Genomic DNA, 18,229 nt, shown 5'->3' on the forward strand with positions numbered 1-18,229 from the left:
CTAGCTACTTGCCCGGCGTATCGAATAGCTGCCTGGCGCGTTCGGCCCTTTCCTCCGGCCCGCCGTTAAAAGCCAGCTCCTGCAGCACACTGCCGATGACTTGCCCCAGCGATGGCGGCCCGGCCAGAAGGCGGTGCGGCAAGCCGGAGTCGCGTGCATCCTCATCCATCGAGACTTCGGGGTTGAAGCGCAACGGTAGGTTCAGGATGTCGGTTAGCGGCAGGAACATGATGGACCAGGTAATCCGGCTGCCCTTGCGGTATTCGATGCTGCCATTTTGCTGGCTATCTTCGCGCAGCTCATAGCCGATGGCCCGCAGCCATAAGTGCGTGCTGTCGGCAGCCTCCGCCGTGTCGGCGCCCGGTTCCCGGTGGTAGAAAAGCTCAAGGTATTCGATGCCATCCGGGTCGTATTCGCCGGAATAGGGGGTGGCAATGCCTTGTCGGGCTTCGGCAAGGAACGCTGCCGCATGCAGCCGGGCGAATTCTTCGAGTAAAACCGGGTTGGCCGCAAGCAGCAAGAAAATATCCCGGAGGTGAATTTCGCCGTCGAATCGCACCGCCTCCGCAAGATAGGCCGCGGCATGGTGACTTGCCTCCGAGCAGGCCGGTGCCTGGCCATGTGTAAGGTTGGCCGCAAGGTGGTAATACGTCAGCTTGCCGCCGGCGCTGAGCACGAGCCCATCCATTATTGCCTCCAGTATCCGAAAAGCGGGCGATGCAACCCTTGGCATGCTGCTGGCGCCCGGTTTGCCCGCACGCCAGTGTAAAGCAGGCAGCCTCCGCAAGCCGGTGTTGCTGCAGACATTTGCTGCCGGGAACGCGGTGGAAAGACGCTCCATCTAATGGGCAGGGGCGATGCTTGCTGCCGGCGCATGGTGTTTCCTGCTAACGGCTTGCCCTGGCCGGGGCCGCGCGCAGTGTTCGCCGTGTGTGGCGTAGCGGCAAGCCGGCATCCCGCCAAGGTTGGCCGCAGCAACAGGCAGGCTGGGGGTGCCGGGTCTATGAAGAACTATCCAGGGATGTGCCACCGCGGCGCGTGGTTCTGTGCCTGCCCGGAAATCGCCGCTGAGTGTCACAAGCAGCAGGAGGTTCGCCATGTCTGAATATTCTGTCCGATTGACTGCCCGCCAGGCGGTAGCCGAAGGCACCATGGCCTTCAGCTTCGAAAAACCGGCTGGTTTTGCCTACAAGCCGGGGCAGGCCATGGATCTGATCTTGCCCGGTCCGCACGCGGACCCCAATTCGTCGGATGCCCGTCATGCCTTTTCCATTGTCAGCGCTCCGCATCAGGGCGAGCTGACGGTGGCGACCCGCATGCGTGACAGTATCTTCAAGCGCACGCTGGGCAAACTGGCCAACGGCACGACGGTCACCATCGACGGCCCCTTCGGCTCGCTCACCTTGCACAAGAACACGGCGCGCGCCGCCGTGCTCATCGCCGGCGGCATCGGGGTCACACCGTTCATGAGCATGCTGCGGCACGCGGCAAGGCAGCAACTGCAGCAAGACCTGTTGCTGCTGTACTCCAACCGGCGCCCGGAGGATGCAGCGTTCCTCGGCGAATTGCAGCAGCTGGAAAAAGAGAACCCGAGGTTCCGCCTGCTGGCCACCATGACGGACATGGCGCACTCGACACAAGCCTGGGGCGGCGCCAGCGGCAAGTTCGACGGTGCATGGATCAAACAGGCCATCGCGGGGCTGGCGGAGCCGGTTTTCTATGTCTCCGGCCCTCCCGCGCTGGTGGCCGCGATGTGTCAGGCACTGACGGACGCGGGTGTCGACGAGGATGAAGTGCGCAGCGAGGAGTTCCACGGCTACTGATCCAGGGCAGGCCTGGTGGCAGAAGTAAAAAAACGGCCAGCACGAGGCTGGCCAAGGGACTTCTTCAGAGGAAACATGATGGCGCGATGTCGCGCTCAGGCACCGCCCACGGTGGAGACCACCTGCCACTTGCCGTTCTTGACCTGGTAGACGGTTACCGCGCCGTTATTGATGTCGCCATTGGCATCAAACGACACCTTGCCGGTGACGCCGGTGTAGTTTGTCTTGCCCACCTCGGGCAGATACTTCTTCGGGTCGCTGGAGCCGGCGCGCTTCATCGCTTCCACCAGCACGTGCACGGCATCGTATTCATACGGCGAGAACACCTGGATCTCGGTGTTGAACTTGCTCTGGAACTTGCTGCTGAAGGCGGCAAAGCCCGGCATCTTGTCGCGCGGCAGGCCGCAGGCGGAGGCATACAGGCTTTCGGCGGCGTCGCCCGCCAGCTTGATGAATTCCGGGGTCTGCATGCTGTCGCCGCCCATCAGCCTGGCCTTGATCCCCAGCCGCTTCATCTGCTTGGCCATCGGGCCGGCCTGGGCGTCCATGCCGCCGTAGAACACCACATCGGGCTGGGCGCCCTTGATGGCGGTCAGAATGGCGTTGAAGTCGGTGGCGGTATTGGTGGTGAACTCCCGCTTCACCACCTTGCCGCCCTTGGCGGTGATGGCCTTGGCGAATTCATCGGCCAGGCCCTGGCCATAGGCGGTGCGGTCGTCCACCACCGCCACGGTTTTCGCCTTCAGCGTGTCCACGGCAAACTGCCCCAGCGCCGTGCCTTGCTGCACATCGTTGGCGATCATGCGGAAGGTGGTCTTGTAGCCCTGCCTGGTGTAGTCCGGGTTGGTGGCGGACGGTGAAATCTGCGGAATGCCGGCCTCGGCATAGATGCGGGAAGCCGGGATGGTGGTGCCGGAGTTCAGGTGCCCGACCACGCCCGCCACGCCAGCATCGATCAGGCGCTGCGCTACCTGGGTGCCGATCTTGGGGTCGCCCTGATCGTCCTCGGAGACCAGCTCGAACTTGACCTTCTTGCCGCCGATCTCCACGCCTTCGGCGTTGAGGTCTTCGATTGCCAGCTTGGCGCCGAACTCGACATCCTTGCCCAGGTGCGAGATCGGGCCGGTCAGCGGCGATACCTGGCCGATCTTGATGGTCTCGACCGCGCCCGCCGCCGGGCTGGCTGCGGTGCTGGCCGATGCGCCGGCAGGTGCGGTGCTGGCAGCCTCCTGCTTGCCACAGGCGGCGAGGGTGAGTGCCGCAGCGGCAAACAGGCTCAGTTTCGCAAAGTTTCTCATGTGTTTTCCTGAATGTAGATCGGTGTTGCCGTAATGCCGGCCGCAGGCTGCGTCTGCTGCGCAGTGGGTGGCCCCGCGGCTCGGCGCCTGGTGAAACGCGTTACATAAGGGGTGTGACCGCCTCAGCGCTGGCCTTCGAAACCGCGCAGCACGTTGACGGCATTGATGCCGATGTCGTCGACCATGTAGCCGCCTTCCATCACGAACAGGGTCGGCCGGCCGATGCCGGCAATGGTCTGGCCGATCTTGAGGAAGTCTTCGCTTTCCAGCTGGAAGTGGCTGATCGGGTCGTCCTTGAAGGTGTCCACCCCCAGCGAGATCACCACCGCATCCGGCGCGTAGTCGGCTATGGCCTGGCAGGCGTGGCGCAGCGCCGCGCCGTAGCCATCCCAGCCGGTGCCGTGCGGCAGCGGGTAGTTGTGGTTGAAGCCCAGGCCGGCGCCGCGCCCGGTTTCGTCCTGGTGGCCGAGGAAGTACGGGTAGGAGTGCTTGGGGTCGCCATGCAGCGAGGTGAACATCACGTCGGCGCGGTCATAGAAAATGCTCTGCGTGCCGTTGCCGTGGTGGTAGTCCACGTCCAGCACCGCCACCCGTTTGGCGCCGTTGTCCAGCGCGTGCTGGGCGGCAATGGCGGCATTGTTCAGGTAGCAGTAGCCACCCATGTACTCGGCGGCGGCATGGTGGCCGGGCGGGCGGCACAGCGCGAAGGCGCTGTACTCGCCCTGTGTCAGCGCGGCCATGCCGGTCAGCGCCAAATCGGCACTGCTCTTTACCGCCTGCCAGGTGCCGGCGGTGATGGCCACGCCGGCATCCATGGCATAGAAGCCCAGCTTGCCGTCGATATGCTGCGGCTCGATATCGCTGCGCAGGTCGCGCACCGGCCAGATCAGCGGCAGGGCGTCATGCTGGCGGCCCAGCGCCTGCCATTCGCTCCAGGCCTGTTCCAGGAAGCGCACATAACGTTCGCTGTGCACGCGGGCATAGCTGGCGCTGCCGAACTCGCGCGGGGCAATGACTTCGCCGAGGTTCACGGCCTGCACCCGCGCCAGGATGGTGTCGGCCCGGCTCGGCATCTCGAAACAGGGCTTCAGGGTGCCGTCTTTCAGCTCCGTGGCGTGGTGAAGGCGGTGGGCATTGCTGTAGATGGTAAGCATGACGTTGTGCCGTACATAGGAAGGTGACGGCAATCAGTATGTGGCGGCACAGCTGGATTTACTTTGCTTTAATCCCCCTCGTCTGGCTATCCTGCGATATGAATAGACTCTTTTGGTGGCATTAATGAGCGATAACAAACTAAAGAACGAACTTGATGCCGCGGATCGCACTATTCTGCGCTTGCTGCAGCAGGACGGCACACTGTCCAACCCGCGGCTGGCGGAGCAGCTGTCGCTGAGCGTGACGCCCTGCTGGCGGCGGCTGAAACGGCTGGAGGAAGAGGGCTATATCAAGGACTACCAGGCCAACCTCGACCGCCGCAAGCTGGGGCTGGACGTGCTGGCCTTCGTGCAGATCCGCTTCGGCGTGCACGGCAGTAACGAGCCGAACGAGTTCGAGGCGGCCATGTGTGCGCAGCCGCAGGTGCTGTCCTGCCACAAGATCACCGGCGATGCCGACTACCTGCTGCAGGTGGTGGCCACCTCGCTGGATGCCTACAGCGAGTTTGTCGAGAACGTGCTGCGGCAGATGCCGGGGGTGGCGTCCATCCACTCCAGCCTGGCGTTGCGCGAGGTGAAAGCCGGCAGCCGCCTACCGGTGTAGCGGGGTCCGGGCGCGAGAAGGTTGGCCGCAAGCCGGCACATGGCTTGCGGCCAACCTTGTTGTGCCGGCTGAGTGTGATGAACCAGTAAACCCGGTAACATCGAGTAGCAGGGAAAGGGCGCAGCATGGGCCGTATCGCGGCGATGCAGATCTTCGTACAGGTGGTGGAGAAGGGCAGCTTTACCGCGGCGGCCGAGCAGCTGCACCGGCCGATTGCCACCCGTGCCATCCAGGGGCTGGAGCAGGGGCTGGGCGTCCCTCTGCTCAGCCGCACCACCCGCGTTGAGGGCTTGGTGGCGTGCTCTTGCATGCGGGGGCTACTACCTTCCGTGCCGCGTGCAGCCGTGATGTCGGCTTGCCGCCCGCAAGGTTTGCGAAGGAGTCCCAGGCCGTAGCAGCGGTCTTGTCCGGCAAGCAGCCGGACAATTACTTGAATTGTCTCGCCCCCGCAGAAGTGCGGCTGGCCTTATAAGTACAGCAGTGCGACAGCAACAGTGACACGGCGACGCCGGGTCATTTTTTTGTTGCCGCTTTCACTGGTGAAATTTTTCGGCCATCCATGAAATTGCTTTGACCGCCGCGTGCGGCGGCTGCTTTGATGCCGCCGTTCGGTACGGAGGGAGCGAGATGCGTAACTACAAGAACTTTATCGGCAACGAGTTCGTGGCCGCCGGCGACGAGATGATCGCCGTCCACGACCCGGCTACCGAGGAACTGGTCGGCCACGTTGCCGCGGCCAGCATGGACGAGGCCTATGCGGCGGTAACGTTGGCCGCAAGCGCGCAGCAGGCTTGGCGCCGGCTGCCGGCTACCGAGCGGGCGCAGTACATGCGCCGCCTGGCCGATGCCCTGTGCGAGCGCGCGCCGCAGATTGGCGCAGCGCTGGCCGCCGAATCCGGCAAGAGCCTGGCCGATGCCAGCAGCGAGGCGCTGTACGCCGCCGAGATCGTGCGCTACCACGCCGAATGGGCACGCCGCATCGAAGGCGAGATCATTCCCAGCGACAGCCCGTCGGAAAACCTGCTGCTGCACCGCGAGCCCATCGGCGTGGTGGCCTGCCTGATTCCGTTCAACTACCCGGTGTACACCCTGCTGCGCAAGGTGGCGCCGGCGCTGATCACCGGCAACACCGTGGTGGTGCGCCCCAGCAACAACACGCCGTGCTCGGCATTCGAAATCGCCAAGGCGGTGCTGGATGCCGGCTTCCCGCCCGGTGTGATCAACATCCTGGCGATGAGTCATGCCACCGCCGAGGCAGTGTGCACCCACCCGGCGGTGGGCATGATCACCCTTACCGGCAGCGTGGGCGCCGGGCGCAAGGTGCTGGAGTATTCGCAGGTGAATATCGCCAAATCCTCGCTGGAGCTGGGCGGCAAGACGCCGGCCATCATCGAGCCGGATGCCGACCTGGTGCGAGCAGCCAACGAGGTGGTGGCCTCCAAGGTGACCAATTGCGGCCAACTATGCACCGCGGTGGAGCGGGTCTATGTGCATGCCGATGTGTACGAGGAGTTCGTACGCCTGCTCAAGGTGCGCTTCCTCAGCCGCCAGTTCGGCAACCGCGCGCACAACCCGAAGTTCATGGGCCCGCTGATCAACGCTTCCTCGCGGCTGGGCATCCACCAGATGGTGCAGCGTGCGGTGGACGACGGCGCCACGCTGGAGGCCGGCGGCTTCATCCCGGAAGGCCCTGGTTTCTTCTACCCGCCGACGCTGCTTACCGGCTGCCGCCAGGACATGGAGATCGTGCAGGAGGAAATCTTCGGGCCTGTGTTGTGCGTGCTGCGCTATCAGGACATAGACGAGGCGCTGCGGCTGGCCAACGATCACCAGTTCGGCCTGTCCTCGGTGCTGTACACCGAGAGCTACCGCACTGCCATGCTGGTGGCCAACAACATCGAGGCCGGCGAACTGTACGTGAACCGCACGCCGGCCGACCCCTACCAGGGCTATCACGCTGGCTGGAAGCGCTCCGGCCTCGGCGGGGATGACGGCAAGCACGGCATGCTGGAATTTACCCAGACCCGGCTGGTGGTGCTGAAGTACTGAGCGCGGCGCGGGGCGAACATGGCTAAGCACAACAGGCCGCCACAGGCGCGGCGTATCTTCACATTCAGGCAGTCAGCAAGCAGGACGGGGGTGGAACAATGAAAATCGTGTCGATGGAATCCCATATCGTGGCCGTGCCGCCGCCGCATGTCGGCGGGATGTACTGGATCTTTGTCACCCTGAAGACGGATTGCGGCATCGAGGGCGTGGGCGAAGTCTATGCCTCCACCTTCCACCCCAAAGTGATGGTGCCGGCGATCAACGATGTGTTCGAGCGCTACCTGCTGAACCACGACCCGCACCATATCGAGCGCTTCTTCCGCGCCGCCTACTCCAGCGGCTTCACCCAACGCCCGGACCTGACCATGATGGGCATTGTCAGCGGCCTGGAAATGGCCTGCTGGGACATCATCGGCAAGGCCGCCGGCAAGCCGGTGTACGAGCTGATCGGCGGCCGGGTGCACGAGCGGCTGCGCTCCTATACCTATCTTTACCCGAAGAACAGCCAGGGGCAGTTCGATTACGACGACCCGGACCTGGCCGCCGAATGCGCCGCCGACTTCATGCGCCAGGGCTTCACCGCGCTGAAGTTCGACCCGGCCGGCCCCTACACCGTGTATTCCGGTCACCATCTGTCGCTGGAACTGATGGATCAGTGCGAAACCTTCTGCCGCAAGATCCGCGAGGCGGTGGGCAGCCAGTGCGACCTGCTGTTCGGCACCCACGGCCAGATGACACCGGCCTCGGCGGTGCGCCTGGCGCGGCGGCTGGAAAAATACGACCCGCTGTGGTTCGAGGAACCGGTACCGCCGGGTCAGGCCGATGCCATGGCCGAGGTGGCGCGCAAGACCAGCATCCCGATTTCCGCCGGCGAGCGGCTGACCACCAAGTACGAGTTCCAGGAGCTGCTGCAAAAGGGCGCCGCCTCCATCCTGCAGATGAACCTGGGGCGTGTCGGCGGCATCTTGGAAGCCAAGAAGATTGCCGGCCTCGCCGAGGCGCACTACGCGCAGATTGCGCCGCACCTGTACAACGGCCCGGTGGGTGCTGCGGCCAGCATCCAGCTGGCCACGGCCACGCCGAACTTCCTGATCCAGGAAAGCATCATGACCTGGGACGGCTTCCATTCGCAGGTGCTGAAAAAGCCGATCCGCTGGGAGGAGGGTTTCATCATTCCGCCTACCGAGCCCGGCCTCGGCGTGGAGTTGGACATGGCGGTGGTGAAGGCGCATTCGCCATACAGCGGCGACCGCCTGCACCTGTTCATGGACCCGCAGCCCTTCGATGTGCGGGCGCAGTCTTCCGATGCCTGGAAGAACCGCTGGAACAATGGCGAGGTGCTATGAGCGAGTACGACTTCATCATCGTCGGCGCCGGTTCCGCCGGCTGCATCCTGGCCAGCCGCCTCAGCGAGTCCGGCAAGTTCCGCGTGCTGCTGCTGGAGGCCGGCGGCAAGGACGATTCGTTCTGGTTCCGCCTGCCGGTGGGCTACGTCAAGAGCTACTACAACCCGGCCACCAACTGGATGTACTACTCCGAGCCGCAGCAGAACCTGGCCGGGCGCCAGATCTACGCGCCGCGTGGCAAGGTGCTGGGCGGTTCCGGCACCATCAACGCCATGATCTACGTGCGTGGCCAGGCGCAGGATTTTGACGACTGGGAAGCTGCCGGCAACCCGGGCTGGGGTTACCGTGACGTGCTGCCCTATTTCAAGAAGCTGGAATCTCACCACGGCGGGGAGAACGCCTGGCGCGGTGGCGACGGCCCGATCGGCATCACCTCGATGAAGGACGATGCCCACCCGATCTGCAACAACTACCTGCGTGCCTGCCGCGAGCTGGGGCTGCCGCAGAGCGAGGATTTCAACGGCGCGCAGTTCGAGGGCGCAGGCATCTACGAAACCAATATCCGCAATGGCGTGCGCGAATCCAGCAGCTTCCGCTACCTGCACCCGGCGCTGCGGCGCGGCAACCTCACGCTGGAACTGCATGCCCATACCGAGCGGCTGCTGTTCGACGAGCACAAGCGCGCGGTGGGCGTGCAGGTGCGTCAGCACGGCAAACTGCGCGAATTCCGCGCCCGCTGCGAGGTGATCCTGGCGGCCGGTGCGGTGGATTCGCCCAAGCTGCTGCAGTTGTCCGGCATTGGCGACAGCGCGCTGCTGCAGCGGCATGGCCTGCCACTGGTGCAGCACCTGCCAGCGGTGGGGCGCAATCTGCAGGATCATTTGTGCGTGTCCTTCTACTACCGCGCCAACCGCAAGACGCTCAACGATGAGCTGGGCACGCTGTGGGGCCAGGCCAGGGCCGGGCTGCGCTATGCGCTGCGCCGGCGCGGCCCGCTGGCGATGAGCGTCAACCAGGCTGGTGGCTTTTTCCGCGGTAACGCGCGCGAGGCGCGGCCAAATCTGCAGCTCTACTTCAACCCGCTGTCCTACAGCATTCCCAAGGACCCGAACGCCGGGTTGAAGGCGGACCCGTATTCCGGCTTCCTGATCTGCTTCAACCCCTGCCGGCCCAGCAGCCGCGGCAGTGTCGAGATTGCCTCGGCCGACCCGGCGCAGCCGGCGCGCATCATGCCCAACTACCTTTCCACGCAGAAGGATATCGACGAGGCGGTGCAGGGCAGTGTGTTCATCCGCCGGCTGATGCAGACCGAAGCGATGCGCGAAATCACCGTGGAGGAGGTGACACCGGCCGCTGCGGTAAGCGACGAGGCCAGCATGCTGCGCTTCTTCCGCGAGCAGTCCGGCTCCATCTATCACCTGTGCGGCAGCTGCGCCATGGGGCCGGACCCGGCCAGTGCGGTGGTGTCCAGCCAGCTCAAGGTGCATGGCGTGGCCGGCCTGCGCGTGGTGGATGCCTCGGTGTTCCCCAACATCACCTCCGGCAATACCAATGCCCCCACCATGATGGTGGCGGAGAAGGGCGCCGAGCTGATCCTGGCCGACTGGCTGTAACGTTGGCCGCAAGGGAGGGCGCATGGTGCAGGACAAGCCCACCACGCCGGCGGTAGACAGCGCCATTCGTGTGCTGCAGCTGCTGGTGAACGCGCCCTATCCGCTGACGCAGCGCGAGGTCAGCGCCCAGACCGGCATTCCGGCCGCCAGTTGCTACCGCATCCTCAACAGCCTGCTGGCGGCCGGGCTGATCGCCAACGACCCGGGGCGCAAGCGCGCCTTCGGCGTGGGCGCGCGCATCTTCCAGATGGCGTCCACCATCTACGGGCGGCAGGCGATACTGCCGTTTTTTCATCCCATCGCCGAAATCCTCAAGAACGAAACCCGCCATGCCGTCCTGCTGAGCAGCCAGGTAGGCAGCAATGTGGTGGTAGTGGCCAGGGCGGCATTGTCCGGTGTGGACGGCTTTGGCGCCCATGTCGGGCAGACGCTGCCGATGTGGCGGGCCGCGGCGGGCAAGGCCATGCTCAGCATGCGCCCGACGGCCTACCGCCAGCAGTATCTGGCGGCCGCCTGCGCGCAGGGCGAGCTGACGGCGGAGCAGGGGGCGCAGCAGGAGCAGGAACTGCAGCGGGTGATGCGGCTGGGCTATGCGGTGACGCATGGCGAGGCGGGACAGCTGAGCTGCCTGGCGGCGCCGGTGTTGAACCTGCTGCAGGAGCCGGTGGCCGCAGTCAGCCTGTGTATCGCGCGGCCCCAGCTGCGGGAGGAAGACGTGCGCGCCTACTCAGCGCCGCTGATCCAGGCTGTGCGGCAGTTGTCGGCGCGGCTGGGTTGATCAGGCCGAGGCGATATAGCCGTCCGGGCCGTCGGCAATGGTGCGCGCCACGATGCGCAGGCCCTGCTCCAGCTGCTCAAGGTTGGCCGCACCGCTCAGGCACAGCCGGATGGCGTGCGGCGATGCTCTGCGGCCAACGGTGAACACATCCCCCGATTTGATGGCCACCTGCTGGCGCCGCAGCATGGTGACCAGCTCCGGCGTATGCCATGGCGCCGGCAGCGGCAGCCACAGGTGCGAGCTGTCCGGGTGGGTGAGATAGGGCAGCGGCGGCAGTATCTGCCGTGCCAGTTGCTGCCGCTGCGCGATCTGGTGGCGCTGGGCGCCCAGCAGCCGCTGCAGCGTGCCGTCCTCCATCCAGCGGCAGGCAATCTCGGTGGTCAGTGGCGTGGCCATCCAGCAATTGGCGCGGATCACCGCCGCCAGCTTGCCGGACCAGGCATGCGGCGCGCGCACCATGCCCAGGCGCAGGCCGGGCGATACCGACTTGGACAGGCTGCAGACAAAGAACACCTGCTCCGGCAGCAGCGAGGCCAGCGCCGGCGGCGGCGCCGACAGGATGGCGGCCGGGGTGGCGTCCTCGATGATCTGCAGGTGGTAGCGGCGGGCAATGTCGACAATGCGCTGGCGCCGCGCCTGGCTCATGGTGGCGGTGGTGGGGTTGTGCAGCGTGGGTACGCAGAACAGCAGCCGACTGTCGAAGGCGCGGCAGGCCTGCTCCAGCGCCTCCGGCAGCAGCCCTTCCTCGTCCACGTCGATGCTGATCAGCTGCAGCCGCATCTGCTGCGCCAGCGCCACGATGCCGGGGTAGCTCAGCGCCTCGCACAGAATGGTGTCGCCGGGCATGGTGAGAATGCGGAACAGGCAGGCCAGCGCGTGCTGCGCACCGTTGGTGATGGCTACCCGGTCGGCATCCGGAGGAAGGCCGAACTGCTGCAGCCACTTGCTGATCACGCTGCGGTGCCAGGGGTGGCCGCATTCCGGCTGGTAGTCGAGCACCCGCAGCCGGGTGGCGGCGTCCTGGCTGATGTCCAGCAGGGTTTCCGCCAGTGCCAGGTCCTGGCCCACCGGCAGGATCACGTTCTGCCCCAGGTCGATCAGCACGCCCTCGCTGGGCTCGTCGCCGAACACCGGGGTATCCAGCGGTACATGTTTGGCCAGTACATAGGTGCCATCGCCCACGCGCGACATCACCTTGCCCTGTTCTTCCAGTCGGGCGTAGGCGCGACTCACGGTGCCCACCGTCACTTTCAGCGCGCCGGCCAGTACGCGGTGCGGCGGCAGTTTTTCGCCTATCACCACCTGGCCGCTGTCGATGATCTCGCAGATGGCGTCGGCGATTGCCTGATAGCGGGGCTGGCTGCTGCCATGCAAGTCGGCAGGCATCCAGCTGCGAATGCGCGTTACCAGATCCATTGTCTCTCCACGGCAGTCTGTGCTGCCTGATGCGTCTCGGGTTACTGCATGTTAGCGCGAGCCCCCGGCGGATTGTATGCATTCAATTACTCAAATTGATCGCATTGTTACCGCACAATTGCGCCGCTTATTCTGAACTCAACCCGACGCCATCGGGGCGGCCACCAAGGCCGCTAATGATCAGGGAGAGTCAGCATGAGCAAGCCAGCGCGCCATTACGGCACTGTCGCCGCCTGCTGCTTCTCCACCAGCGTGCAGCCCGCTTCCACGGCTGTGCATTGCCCCTGGCCCCTGCCGTACCTCAAGTCTGGAGAAACAGTACATGTACATTGGCGAGTCTTTCGTAGGCAGCGGCCCCAACGCCGCCCACATCAACGTGCTGGTCGGCCCGCGCACCGGCCCGGTAGGCCAGGCGCTGGCCAACAGTCTGGCGGCACCGCGCATGGGCTACATCCCGTTCATGACCTGCCTGCAACCCAACGTACCGGTGAAGCCGGCCACCCTGTTCGTGGCCAAGGCCGACCTGCGCGGTGAAACGCACGAGAACATGACCTGGGGCCCGGCACAGGCCGGCGTGGCCAAGGGTGTGCAGGAGTGCCTGCTGGAAGGCGTGCTGCCGGCCGAGGCGGAAAACGACTGGGCGGTGGTGGCCGCGGTGTGGGTGAACTGGAGCGCCGGCGATGCGGAGGAAGTGTTCGCCAACAACTACCGCGCCACCCGCGAGGCCATCGCCCGCGCCATGAGCAACCTGCCAACGCTGGCTCAGGTGGCCGAGGCCAGCAAGCAGCCGTGCAACCCGTTCTACAACCCCGTGCAGTGAGGCCGGCATGAAATACGTGAATCTGGGCAAGAGTGGCCTGAAAGTATCGCAGCTGTGCATGGGCACTATGTCGTTCGGCACTTCCAAGTGGCGCCAGTGGGTGCTGGACGAGCCGGAAAGCCGTCCCATCCTGCACCGTGCGCTGGATCTGGGCATCAACTTCTTCGACATGGCGGATTTCTACTCCATCGGCGTGGGCGAGGAAGTGGTTGGCCGCGCGCTGCTGGACAAGGTGTCGCGCCATGAACTGGTGTTGGCCAGCAAGGCGTTCTACGCCATGGGCCCGGGCCCGAACGATGCCGGCCTGTCGCGCAAGCACCTGATGGACGCCATCGACGCTTCGCTGCAGCGCATCGGCACCGATTACCTGGACCTGTACATCGTGCACGGTTTCGACCCGGACACCCCGATCGAGGAAACCATGGAAGCGCTGCACGACATCGTGAAAAGCGGCAAGGCACGCTACATCGGCGCCTCCACCATGTATGCCTGGCAGTTTGCCAAGATGCAGCATGCGGCCGACCTGCACGGCTGGACCCGCTTCGTATCCATGCAGTGCCAGCTGAATGCCGCCTACCGCGAGGAAGAGCGGGAGATGATTCCCTACTGCATAGACCAGGGCATCGCGGTGACCCCGTTCAGCCCGCTGGCGCGCGGCCTGCTGTCCGGCGCCGCCGATTCGCTGCGCAACCGCACCGACAACTTCACCCAGGAGTTCTACAGCGACGAGGTGTCCTACAACATCGGCAAGGCGGTGGAGCGCGTGGCTGCCGGCCGCGGCGTGCAGCCGGCGCAGGTGGCGCAGGCCTGGGTGCTGCAGCGCCCGGGGGTGACCTCGATGCTGGTGGGCGTGGATGCCATCCCGCAGCTGGAGCTGGCGATGAGCGCGCTGGAGCTCAAGCTCAGCGCCGAGGAGCTGTTCGAGATCGATCGCCACTACACCCCGTGCGACGTGATCAACGATTACAACAACGACAAGCGCATTCCGCGCGTGGCACGCTGAGGAGCGCCGTTGATGGAACTGAAAGACAGCAGCCTGCTGCGACAGCAGGCATACCTGGACGGCGCCTGGTGCGCTGCCGATAACGGCGAGACCCTGCCGGTGAACAATCCTGCCAGCGGCAGCATCATCGGTAGCGTGCCGGCTATGGGCCGCGACGAGACCCGTCGCGCCATCGCCGCCGCCGAACGCGCGCAGCAGGCCTGGCGCGAACAGACCGGCAAGGCGCGCTCGCAGCTGCTGCGCCGCTGGTACGAGCTGATCATGGCCAATCAGGAAGATCTGGCGGTGATTCTCACCAGCGAGCAGGGCAAGTCGCTGACCGAAGCGCGCGGCGAAATCGCCTACGCCGCCAGCTTCGTTGACTGGTTCGCCGACGAGGCCAAGCGCTACTACGGCGACGTGGCGCCCAGCCCGCAGCAGGACAAACGCATCGTGGTGCTCAAGCAGCCGGTGGGCGTTACCGCCGCCATCACGCCGTGGAACTTCCCGGCGGCGATGATCACCCGCAAGGTGGCGCCGGCACTGGCCGCGGGCTGCGCCATGGTGCTCAAGCCGGCCAGCCAGACGCCGTTCACCGCACTGGCACTGGCGGTGCTGGCCGAGCGCGCCGGCCTGCCGGCCGGGCTGTTCAGCGTGTTGACCGGTTCCGCCAGTGTGATTGGCGGCGAGCTTACCGCCAGCCCGGTGGTACGCAAGCTCAGCTTCACCGGTTCCACCGAGGTTGGCCGCAAGCTGATGGCACAGTCCGCCGACACCATCAAGAAGCTGTCGCTGGAGCTGGGTGGCAATGCGCCGTTCATCGTGTTCGACGACGCCGACCTGGATGCGGCGGTGGAAGGCGCCATCGTCTCCAAATTCCGCAACTCCGGGCAGACCTGCGTCTGCGCCAACCGTATCTATGTGCACAGCGCCGTCTACAATGCCTTCGCCGAAAAACTGGTGACCGCGGTGCGTGCGCTGCAGGTGGGCAACGGCCTGGAGGCTGGTACCAGCCAGGGGCCGCTGATCGATGACAAGGCGGTGGCCAAGGTGGAAGAGCACATTGCCGACGCGCTGGCCAAGGGCGGGCGCCTGCTCACCGGTGGCCAGCGCCATGCACTGGGTGGCACTTTCTTCGAGCCGACGGTGATCGCTGATGCCAGTCACGACATGCTGTTCGCCCGCGAGGAGACCTTCGGCCCGCTGGCGCCGTTGTTCCGCTTCAGCGATATCGACGAGGTGATCGCTGCGGCAAACGATACCGAGTTCGGCCTGGCCGGCTACTTCTACAGCCGCGACATGCAGCGCATCTGGAAGGTGGCGGAGCAGCTGGAGTGCGGCATGGTGGGCATCAACACCGGCCTGATCTCCAACGAGGTCGGCCCCTTCGGCGGCATCAAGCAATCCGGCCTGGGCCGTGAAGGTTCGCGCTATGGCATGGACGAGTACCTGGAAACCAAATACCTGTGCTTCGGCGGTATCTAGCCGGCCCGGTGAGCAAGGCAGTGCGTACACAGAAAACAAAGGAGAGAGACATGAAACGAGCAGACTTCCTCAAAGGCGCCGCGGCACTGGTACTGGCCGGCGCGGCCAGCAGCAGCTTTGCTGGTGCCTGGTGCAGTGCCGGCAAGCCGGTGAAGCTGGCGGGCATCACCTGGGAATCCGGTCAGTTCTATTCGGCGGTGATCAGCGAAATCATCAAGTCCGGCTACGGCTGCAAGGTGGAAACCGTGCCCGGCAGCACCGCGGCCACCGAAACCGCGCTGGTGACCGGCGATCTGCAGCTGTGGGTGGAGCAGTGGAACCGCACCGACGTGATCAAGAAGGGCGTGGAGTCCGGCAAGATCAAGCTGATCGGCGACCTGCTGGAGGGTGGTGCCTACGAGGGCTTCTTCGTGCCTGACTTTGTGATTCGCGGCGATGCCAAGCGCGGCATCAAGCCGATGGCGCCGGGCCTGCTGTCCACTGCCGACCTGCCCAAGTACAAGGATCTGTTCAAGGACGAGGAAGACCCGGACAAGGGCCGCTTCCTGAACTGCCCCACCGGCTGGGACTGCGAGCGCATCAACACCCAGAAGATGAAGGCCTACAAGCTGTCCGCCAGCTATACCAACTTCCGCGCCGGCACCGGCTCGGCCATGGATGCGGCCATCTCCTCCGCCTACGAGCGCGGCAAACCGATTCTGTTCTACTACTGGGCGCCGGCCACCCTGATGGGGCGTTACAAGTTCGTGCAGCTGAAGGAGCCGGCATATAACGATAAGTGCTGGCAGACCGAGCAGGCCAACAAGGGCGAGGAGCCGTGCCCGTCGTCCACGCCACCGACCCGCCTGCAGGTAGGTATCGGCAGCGAGTTTGCCAAGGCCGAGCCGACACTGGTGAGCTTCATCAGCAAGGTGAAACTGACGCCGGACGTGATCAACCTGACCATCGCCCAGATGAGCCAGCGCAAGGCCAGCCCGGAAGTGATGGCGCGGGAATTCCTGAAGCAGCGCCCGACGATCTGGAAGAGCTGGGTGCCTGCCGATGTGGCCGGTAAAGTGGTAGCCAGCCTCAAGTAAGGCTTGTGGATGGCCGGGCGGCGCAGGCGGCCCGGCCTGGTGTCAAACCTGGCCTGTGAGAGGTTGTCATGCCTGATTCGATTTTCTTCAGTTTTTCTTTTGCCGACAGCATCAACCAGTTCGTTACCTGGCTGGTGCAGGCCTATGGCGACGGCTTCCACCAGGTGACCGGTGTACTGCTGTCCAATCTGCTGGTGCCGCTGGAGAAGTTCCTGCTGTCCATCCCGCCGCTGCTGATGCTGCTGGCGGTGGGCGCGCTGTGCTACCACGGCACCCGGCGCAAGGGTATTACCGTGCTGATGGTGACAGGCCTGTACCTGATCGGTTGCCTGGGCCTGTGGGACAAGCTGATGCAGACCATGGCGCTGATGATCGTGGCCACGCTGCTGACCATCGCCATCGGCGTGCCGCTGGGCATCATGATGTCGCGCAGCAAGGCGCTGCGCTGGGTACTGGTGCCGGTGCTGGACATCATGCAGACCCTGCCTACCTTCGTGTACCTGATTCCGGTGCTGATGCTGTTCGGCCTGGGCAAGGTGCCGGCCATCTTCGCCACCGTGATCTACGCGCTGCCGCCGCTGGTGCGCCTGACCGACCTGGGTATCCGCCAGGTGGATGGCGATTTACTGGAAGCAGCCAGATCGTTCGGCACCACCTCGTGGCAGTTGCTGCTGGGCGTACAGCTGCCGCTGGCGCGCCCCAGCATCATGGCCGGGGTCAACCAGTCCATCATGATGGCGCTGGCCATGGTGGTGATCGCCTCGATGATCGGCTCGCGTGGTCTGGGTGAAGACGTGCTGGCCGGCATCAACAATATGGATATGGGCAAGGGCATGCAGTCCGGTCTTGCCATCGTGATCCTTGCCATCGTGATCGACCGCATCAGCCAGGCCTACGGGCAGGACGGGCGGCTGAAGAAGGCATTGCGTCGCAAGAAGTTGTCGGGAGCAAAGGCATGAGCAAGATCGAAGTACGCAATGTATTCAAGGTGTTCGGCCCGGATGCGGCCAACGTGCTGCCACTGCTGCGCCAGGGGCGCAGCAAGGCGGATGTGCTGGCGGAAACCGGTGTCAATGTTGGCCTCATCGACGTGAGCCTGTCCATCGCCAAGGGCGAGATCTTCGTGATCATGGGGCTGTCCGGCTCGGGCAAGTCCACCCTGGTGCGCCATTTCAACCGCCTGATCGACCCCACCGCCGGTGAGATCCTGATCGATGGCGAGGACATCCTGCGCTACGACAACAAGCAGCTGATGGAGCTGCGTCGCAGCAAGATCAGCATGGTGTTCCAGAGCTTTGGCCTGTTGCCGCACGTCACCGTGCTGGAAAACGCCGCCTACGCGCTGCTGGTGAAGGGCATCAAGCGTGAAGAAGCGCTGGAGACCGCGCGTGGCTGGCTGGCCAAGGTAGGGTTGGCCGGTTACGAGTCCAAATACCCGGACGAGCTGTCCGGCGGCATGCGCCAGCGCGTGGGGCTGGCGCGGGCACTGGCTGCCGACACCGACATCATCCTGATGGACGAGGCGTTCAGCGCGCTGGATCCGCTGATCCGCACTGAAATGCAGGACCAGTTGCTGTCGCTGCAGGCCACGCTGCACAAGACCATCGTGTTCATCACCCACGATCTGGACGAGGCGCTGCGCATCGGCAACCGCATCGCCATCCTGCGTGACGGCCAGCTGGTGCAGGTGGGCACGCCGGAGGACATCCTGCAACGCCCGGCCGACAGCTATGTGCAACGCTTTGTCGAAAAACGCGCCTGCCAGCCGGCGGCGCTTGGTTGAAT

At 64.8% G+C, this 18,229-nt stretch carries 17 protein-coding genes; 13 read left to right on the forward strand and 4 right to left on the reverse strand.

The features are described 5' to 3' along the window. Positions 1-4: 4 nt before the first annotated feature. The gene (locus tag PSELUDRAFT_RS14345; RefSeq protein ID WP_088967476.1) at positions 5-688 is read right to left on the reverse strand and encodes a hypothetical protein; all 684 of its coding nucleotides are present in this window, start codon (positions 686-688) and stop codon (positions 5-7) included. 409 nt (positions 689-1,097) lie between these two features. Between PSELUDRAFT_RS14345 and PSELUDRAFT_RS14350 the strand changes: the two genes are divergently transcribed. Beyond that, positions 1,098-1,823: a ferredoxin--NADP reductase gene (locus tag PSELUDRAFT_RS14350; RefSeq protein ID WP_088967477.1), complete on the forward strand. Its 726-nt coding sequence runs from the start codon at positions 1,098-1,100 to the stop codon at positions 1,821-1,823. A gap of 95 nt (positions 1,824-1,918) precedes the next feature. Here PSELUDRAFT_RS14350 and PSELUDRAFT_RS14355 read toward each other — a convergent pair whose 3' ends face one another. Together PSELUDRAFT_RS14355 and PSELUDRAFT_RS14360 are read right to left on the reverse strand one after the other, a co-directional pair. Next, positions 1,919-3,121, reverse strand: coding sequence for a branched-chain amino acid ABC transporter substrate-binding protein (locus tag PSELUDRAFT_RS14355; RefSeq protein ID WP_088967478.1), 1,203 nt, complete (start codon positions 3,119-3,121; stop codon positions 1,919-1,921). 122 nt (positions 3,122-3,243) lie between these two features. Then, positions 3,244-4,275 (reverse strand): histone deacetylase family protein, encoded by a 1,032-nt coding sequence (locus tag PSELUDRAFT_RS14360; RefSeq protein ID WP_088967479.1) that lies wholly within the window; start codon positions 4,273-4,275, stop codon positions 3,244-3,246. A 124-nt stretch (positions 4,276-4,399) separates the two neighbouring features. On the opposite strand from PSELUDRAFT_RS14360, the gene PSELUDRAFT_RS14365 reads away from it, so the two are divergent. From PSELUDRAFT_RS14365 to PSELUDRAFT_RS14390, 6 genes are all read left to right on the forward strand, one after another. Beyond that, complete coding sequence (locus PSELUDRAFT_RS14365) at positions 4,400-4,879, forward strand: Lrp/AsnC family transcriptional regulator (protein ID WP_088967480.1); 480 nt, start codon at positions 4,400-4,402, stop codon at positions 4,877-4,879. A 143-nt stretch (positions 4,880-5,022) separates the two neighbouring features. After that, positions 5,023-5,274: a LysR family transcriptional regulator gene (locus PSELUDRAFT_RS20145; protein WP_369800120.1), complete on the forward strand. Its 252-nt coding sequence runs from the start codon at positions 5,023-5,025 to the stop codon at positions 5,272-5,274. Between the two features lie 232 nt (positions 5,275-5,506). Beyond that, a complete protein-coding gene (gene aldA / locus PSELUDRAFT_RS14375; protein ID WP_088967482.1) occupies positions 5,507-6,928 on the forward strand; it encodes an aldehyde dehydrogenase in 1,422 nt (473 codons plus the stop codon). A gap of 98 nt (positions 6,929-7,026) precedes the next feature. Beyond that, positions 7,027-8,274 carry a mandelate racemase/muconate lactonizing enzyme family protein gene (locus PSELUDRAFT_RS14380; RefSeq protein ID WP_088967483.1) on the forward strand — a complete coding sequence of 416 codons (1,248 nt, stop codon included), beginning with the start codon at positions 7,027-7,029 and terminating at the stop codon, positions 8,272-8,274. Beyond that, positions 8,271-9,887: a GMC family oxidoreductase gene (locus tag PSELUDRAFT_RS14385; RefSeq protein WP_088967484.1), complete on the forward strand. Its 1,617-nt coding sequence runs from the start codon at positions 8,271-8,273 to the stop codon at positions 9,885-9,887. Before PSELUDRAFT_RS14380 ends, PSELUDRAFT_RS14385 begins: the two co-directional genes overlap by 4 nt. 22 nt (positions 9,888-9,909) lie before the next feature. Next, the gene (locus PSELUDRAFT_RS14390; RefSeq protein WP_088967485.1) at positions 9,910-10,665 is read left to right on the forward strand and encodes an IclR family transcriptional regulator; all 756 of its coding nucleotides are present in this window, start codon (positions 9,910-9,912) and stop codon (positions 10,663-10,665) included. Here the strand turns inward: PSELUDRAFT_RS14390 and PSELUDRAFT_RS14395 are convergent, their stop codons facing one another. After that, a complete protein-coding gene (locus PSELUDRAFT_RS14395; protein WP_088967486.1) occupies positions 10,666-12,081 on the reverse strand; it encodes a PLP-dependent aminotransferase family protein in 1,416 nt (471 codons plus the stop codon). A 322-nt stretch (positions 12,082-12,403) separates the two neighbouring features. Here PSELUDRAFT_RS14395 and fae point away from each other — a divergent pair, with 322 nt between their 5' ends. From fae to PSELUDRAFT_RS14425, 6 genes are all read left to right on the forward strand, one after another. Continuing rightward, a complete protein-coding gene (gene fae / locus PSELUDRAFT_RS14400; protein ID WP_088967487.1) occupies positions 12,404-12,901 on the forward strand; it encodes a formaldehyde-activating enzyme in 498 nt (165 codons plus the stop codon). Positions 12,902-12,908: 7 nt separating this feature from the next. Continuing rightward, positions 12,909-13,904, forward strand: a complete 996-nt coding sequence (locus PSELUDRAFT_RS14405; RefSeq protein ID WP_088967488.1) for an aldo/keto reductase — start codon at positions 12,909-12,911, stop codon at positions 13,902-13,904. 9 nt (positions 13,905-13,913) lie between these two features. After that, positions 13,914-15,368 (forward strand): NADP-dependent succinate-semialdehyde dehydrogenase, encoded by a 1,455-nt coding sequence (gene gabD / locus PSELUDRAFT_RS14410; protein ID WP_304440655.1) that lies wholly within the window; start codon positions 13,914-13,916, stop codon positions 15,366-15,368. A 50-nt stretch (positions 15,369-15,418) separates the two neighbouring features. After that, positions 15,419-16,444 carry an ABC transporter substrate-binding protein gene (locus PSELUDRAFT_RS19845; protein WP_088967490.1) on the forward strand — a complete coding sequence of 342 codons (1,026 nt, stop codon included), beginning with the start codon at positions 15,419-15,421 and terminating at the stop codon, positions 16,442-16,444. 68 nt (positions 16,445-16,512) lie between these two features. Continuing rightward, positions 16,513-17,403: a proline/glycine betaine ABC transporter permease gene (locus PSELUDRAFT_RS19850; protein WP_088967491.1), complete on the forward strand. Its 891-nt coding sequence runs from the start codon at positions 16,513-16,515 to the stop codon at positions 17,401-17,403. Next, entirely contained in the window at positions 17,400-18,227 is an 828-nt protein-coding gene (locus PSELUDRAFT_RS14425) for a glycine betaine/L-proline ABC transporter ATP-binding protein (RefSeq protein WP_088967492.1), read from the forward strand. Before PSELUDRAFT_RS19850 ends, PSELUDRAFT_RS14425 begins: the two co-directional genes overlap by 4 nt. The last annotated feature ends 2 nt before the right edge of the window (positions 18,228-18,229 follow it).

It is taken from the genome of Vogesella sp. LIG4, assembly GCF_900090205.1.
GTDB lineage: Bacteria > Pseudomonadota > Gammaproteobacteria > Burkholderiales > Chromobacteriaceae > Vogesella.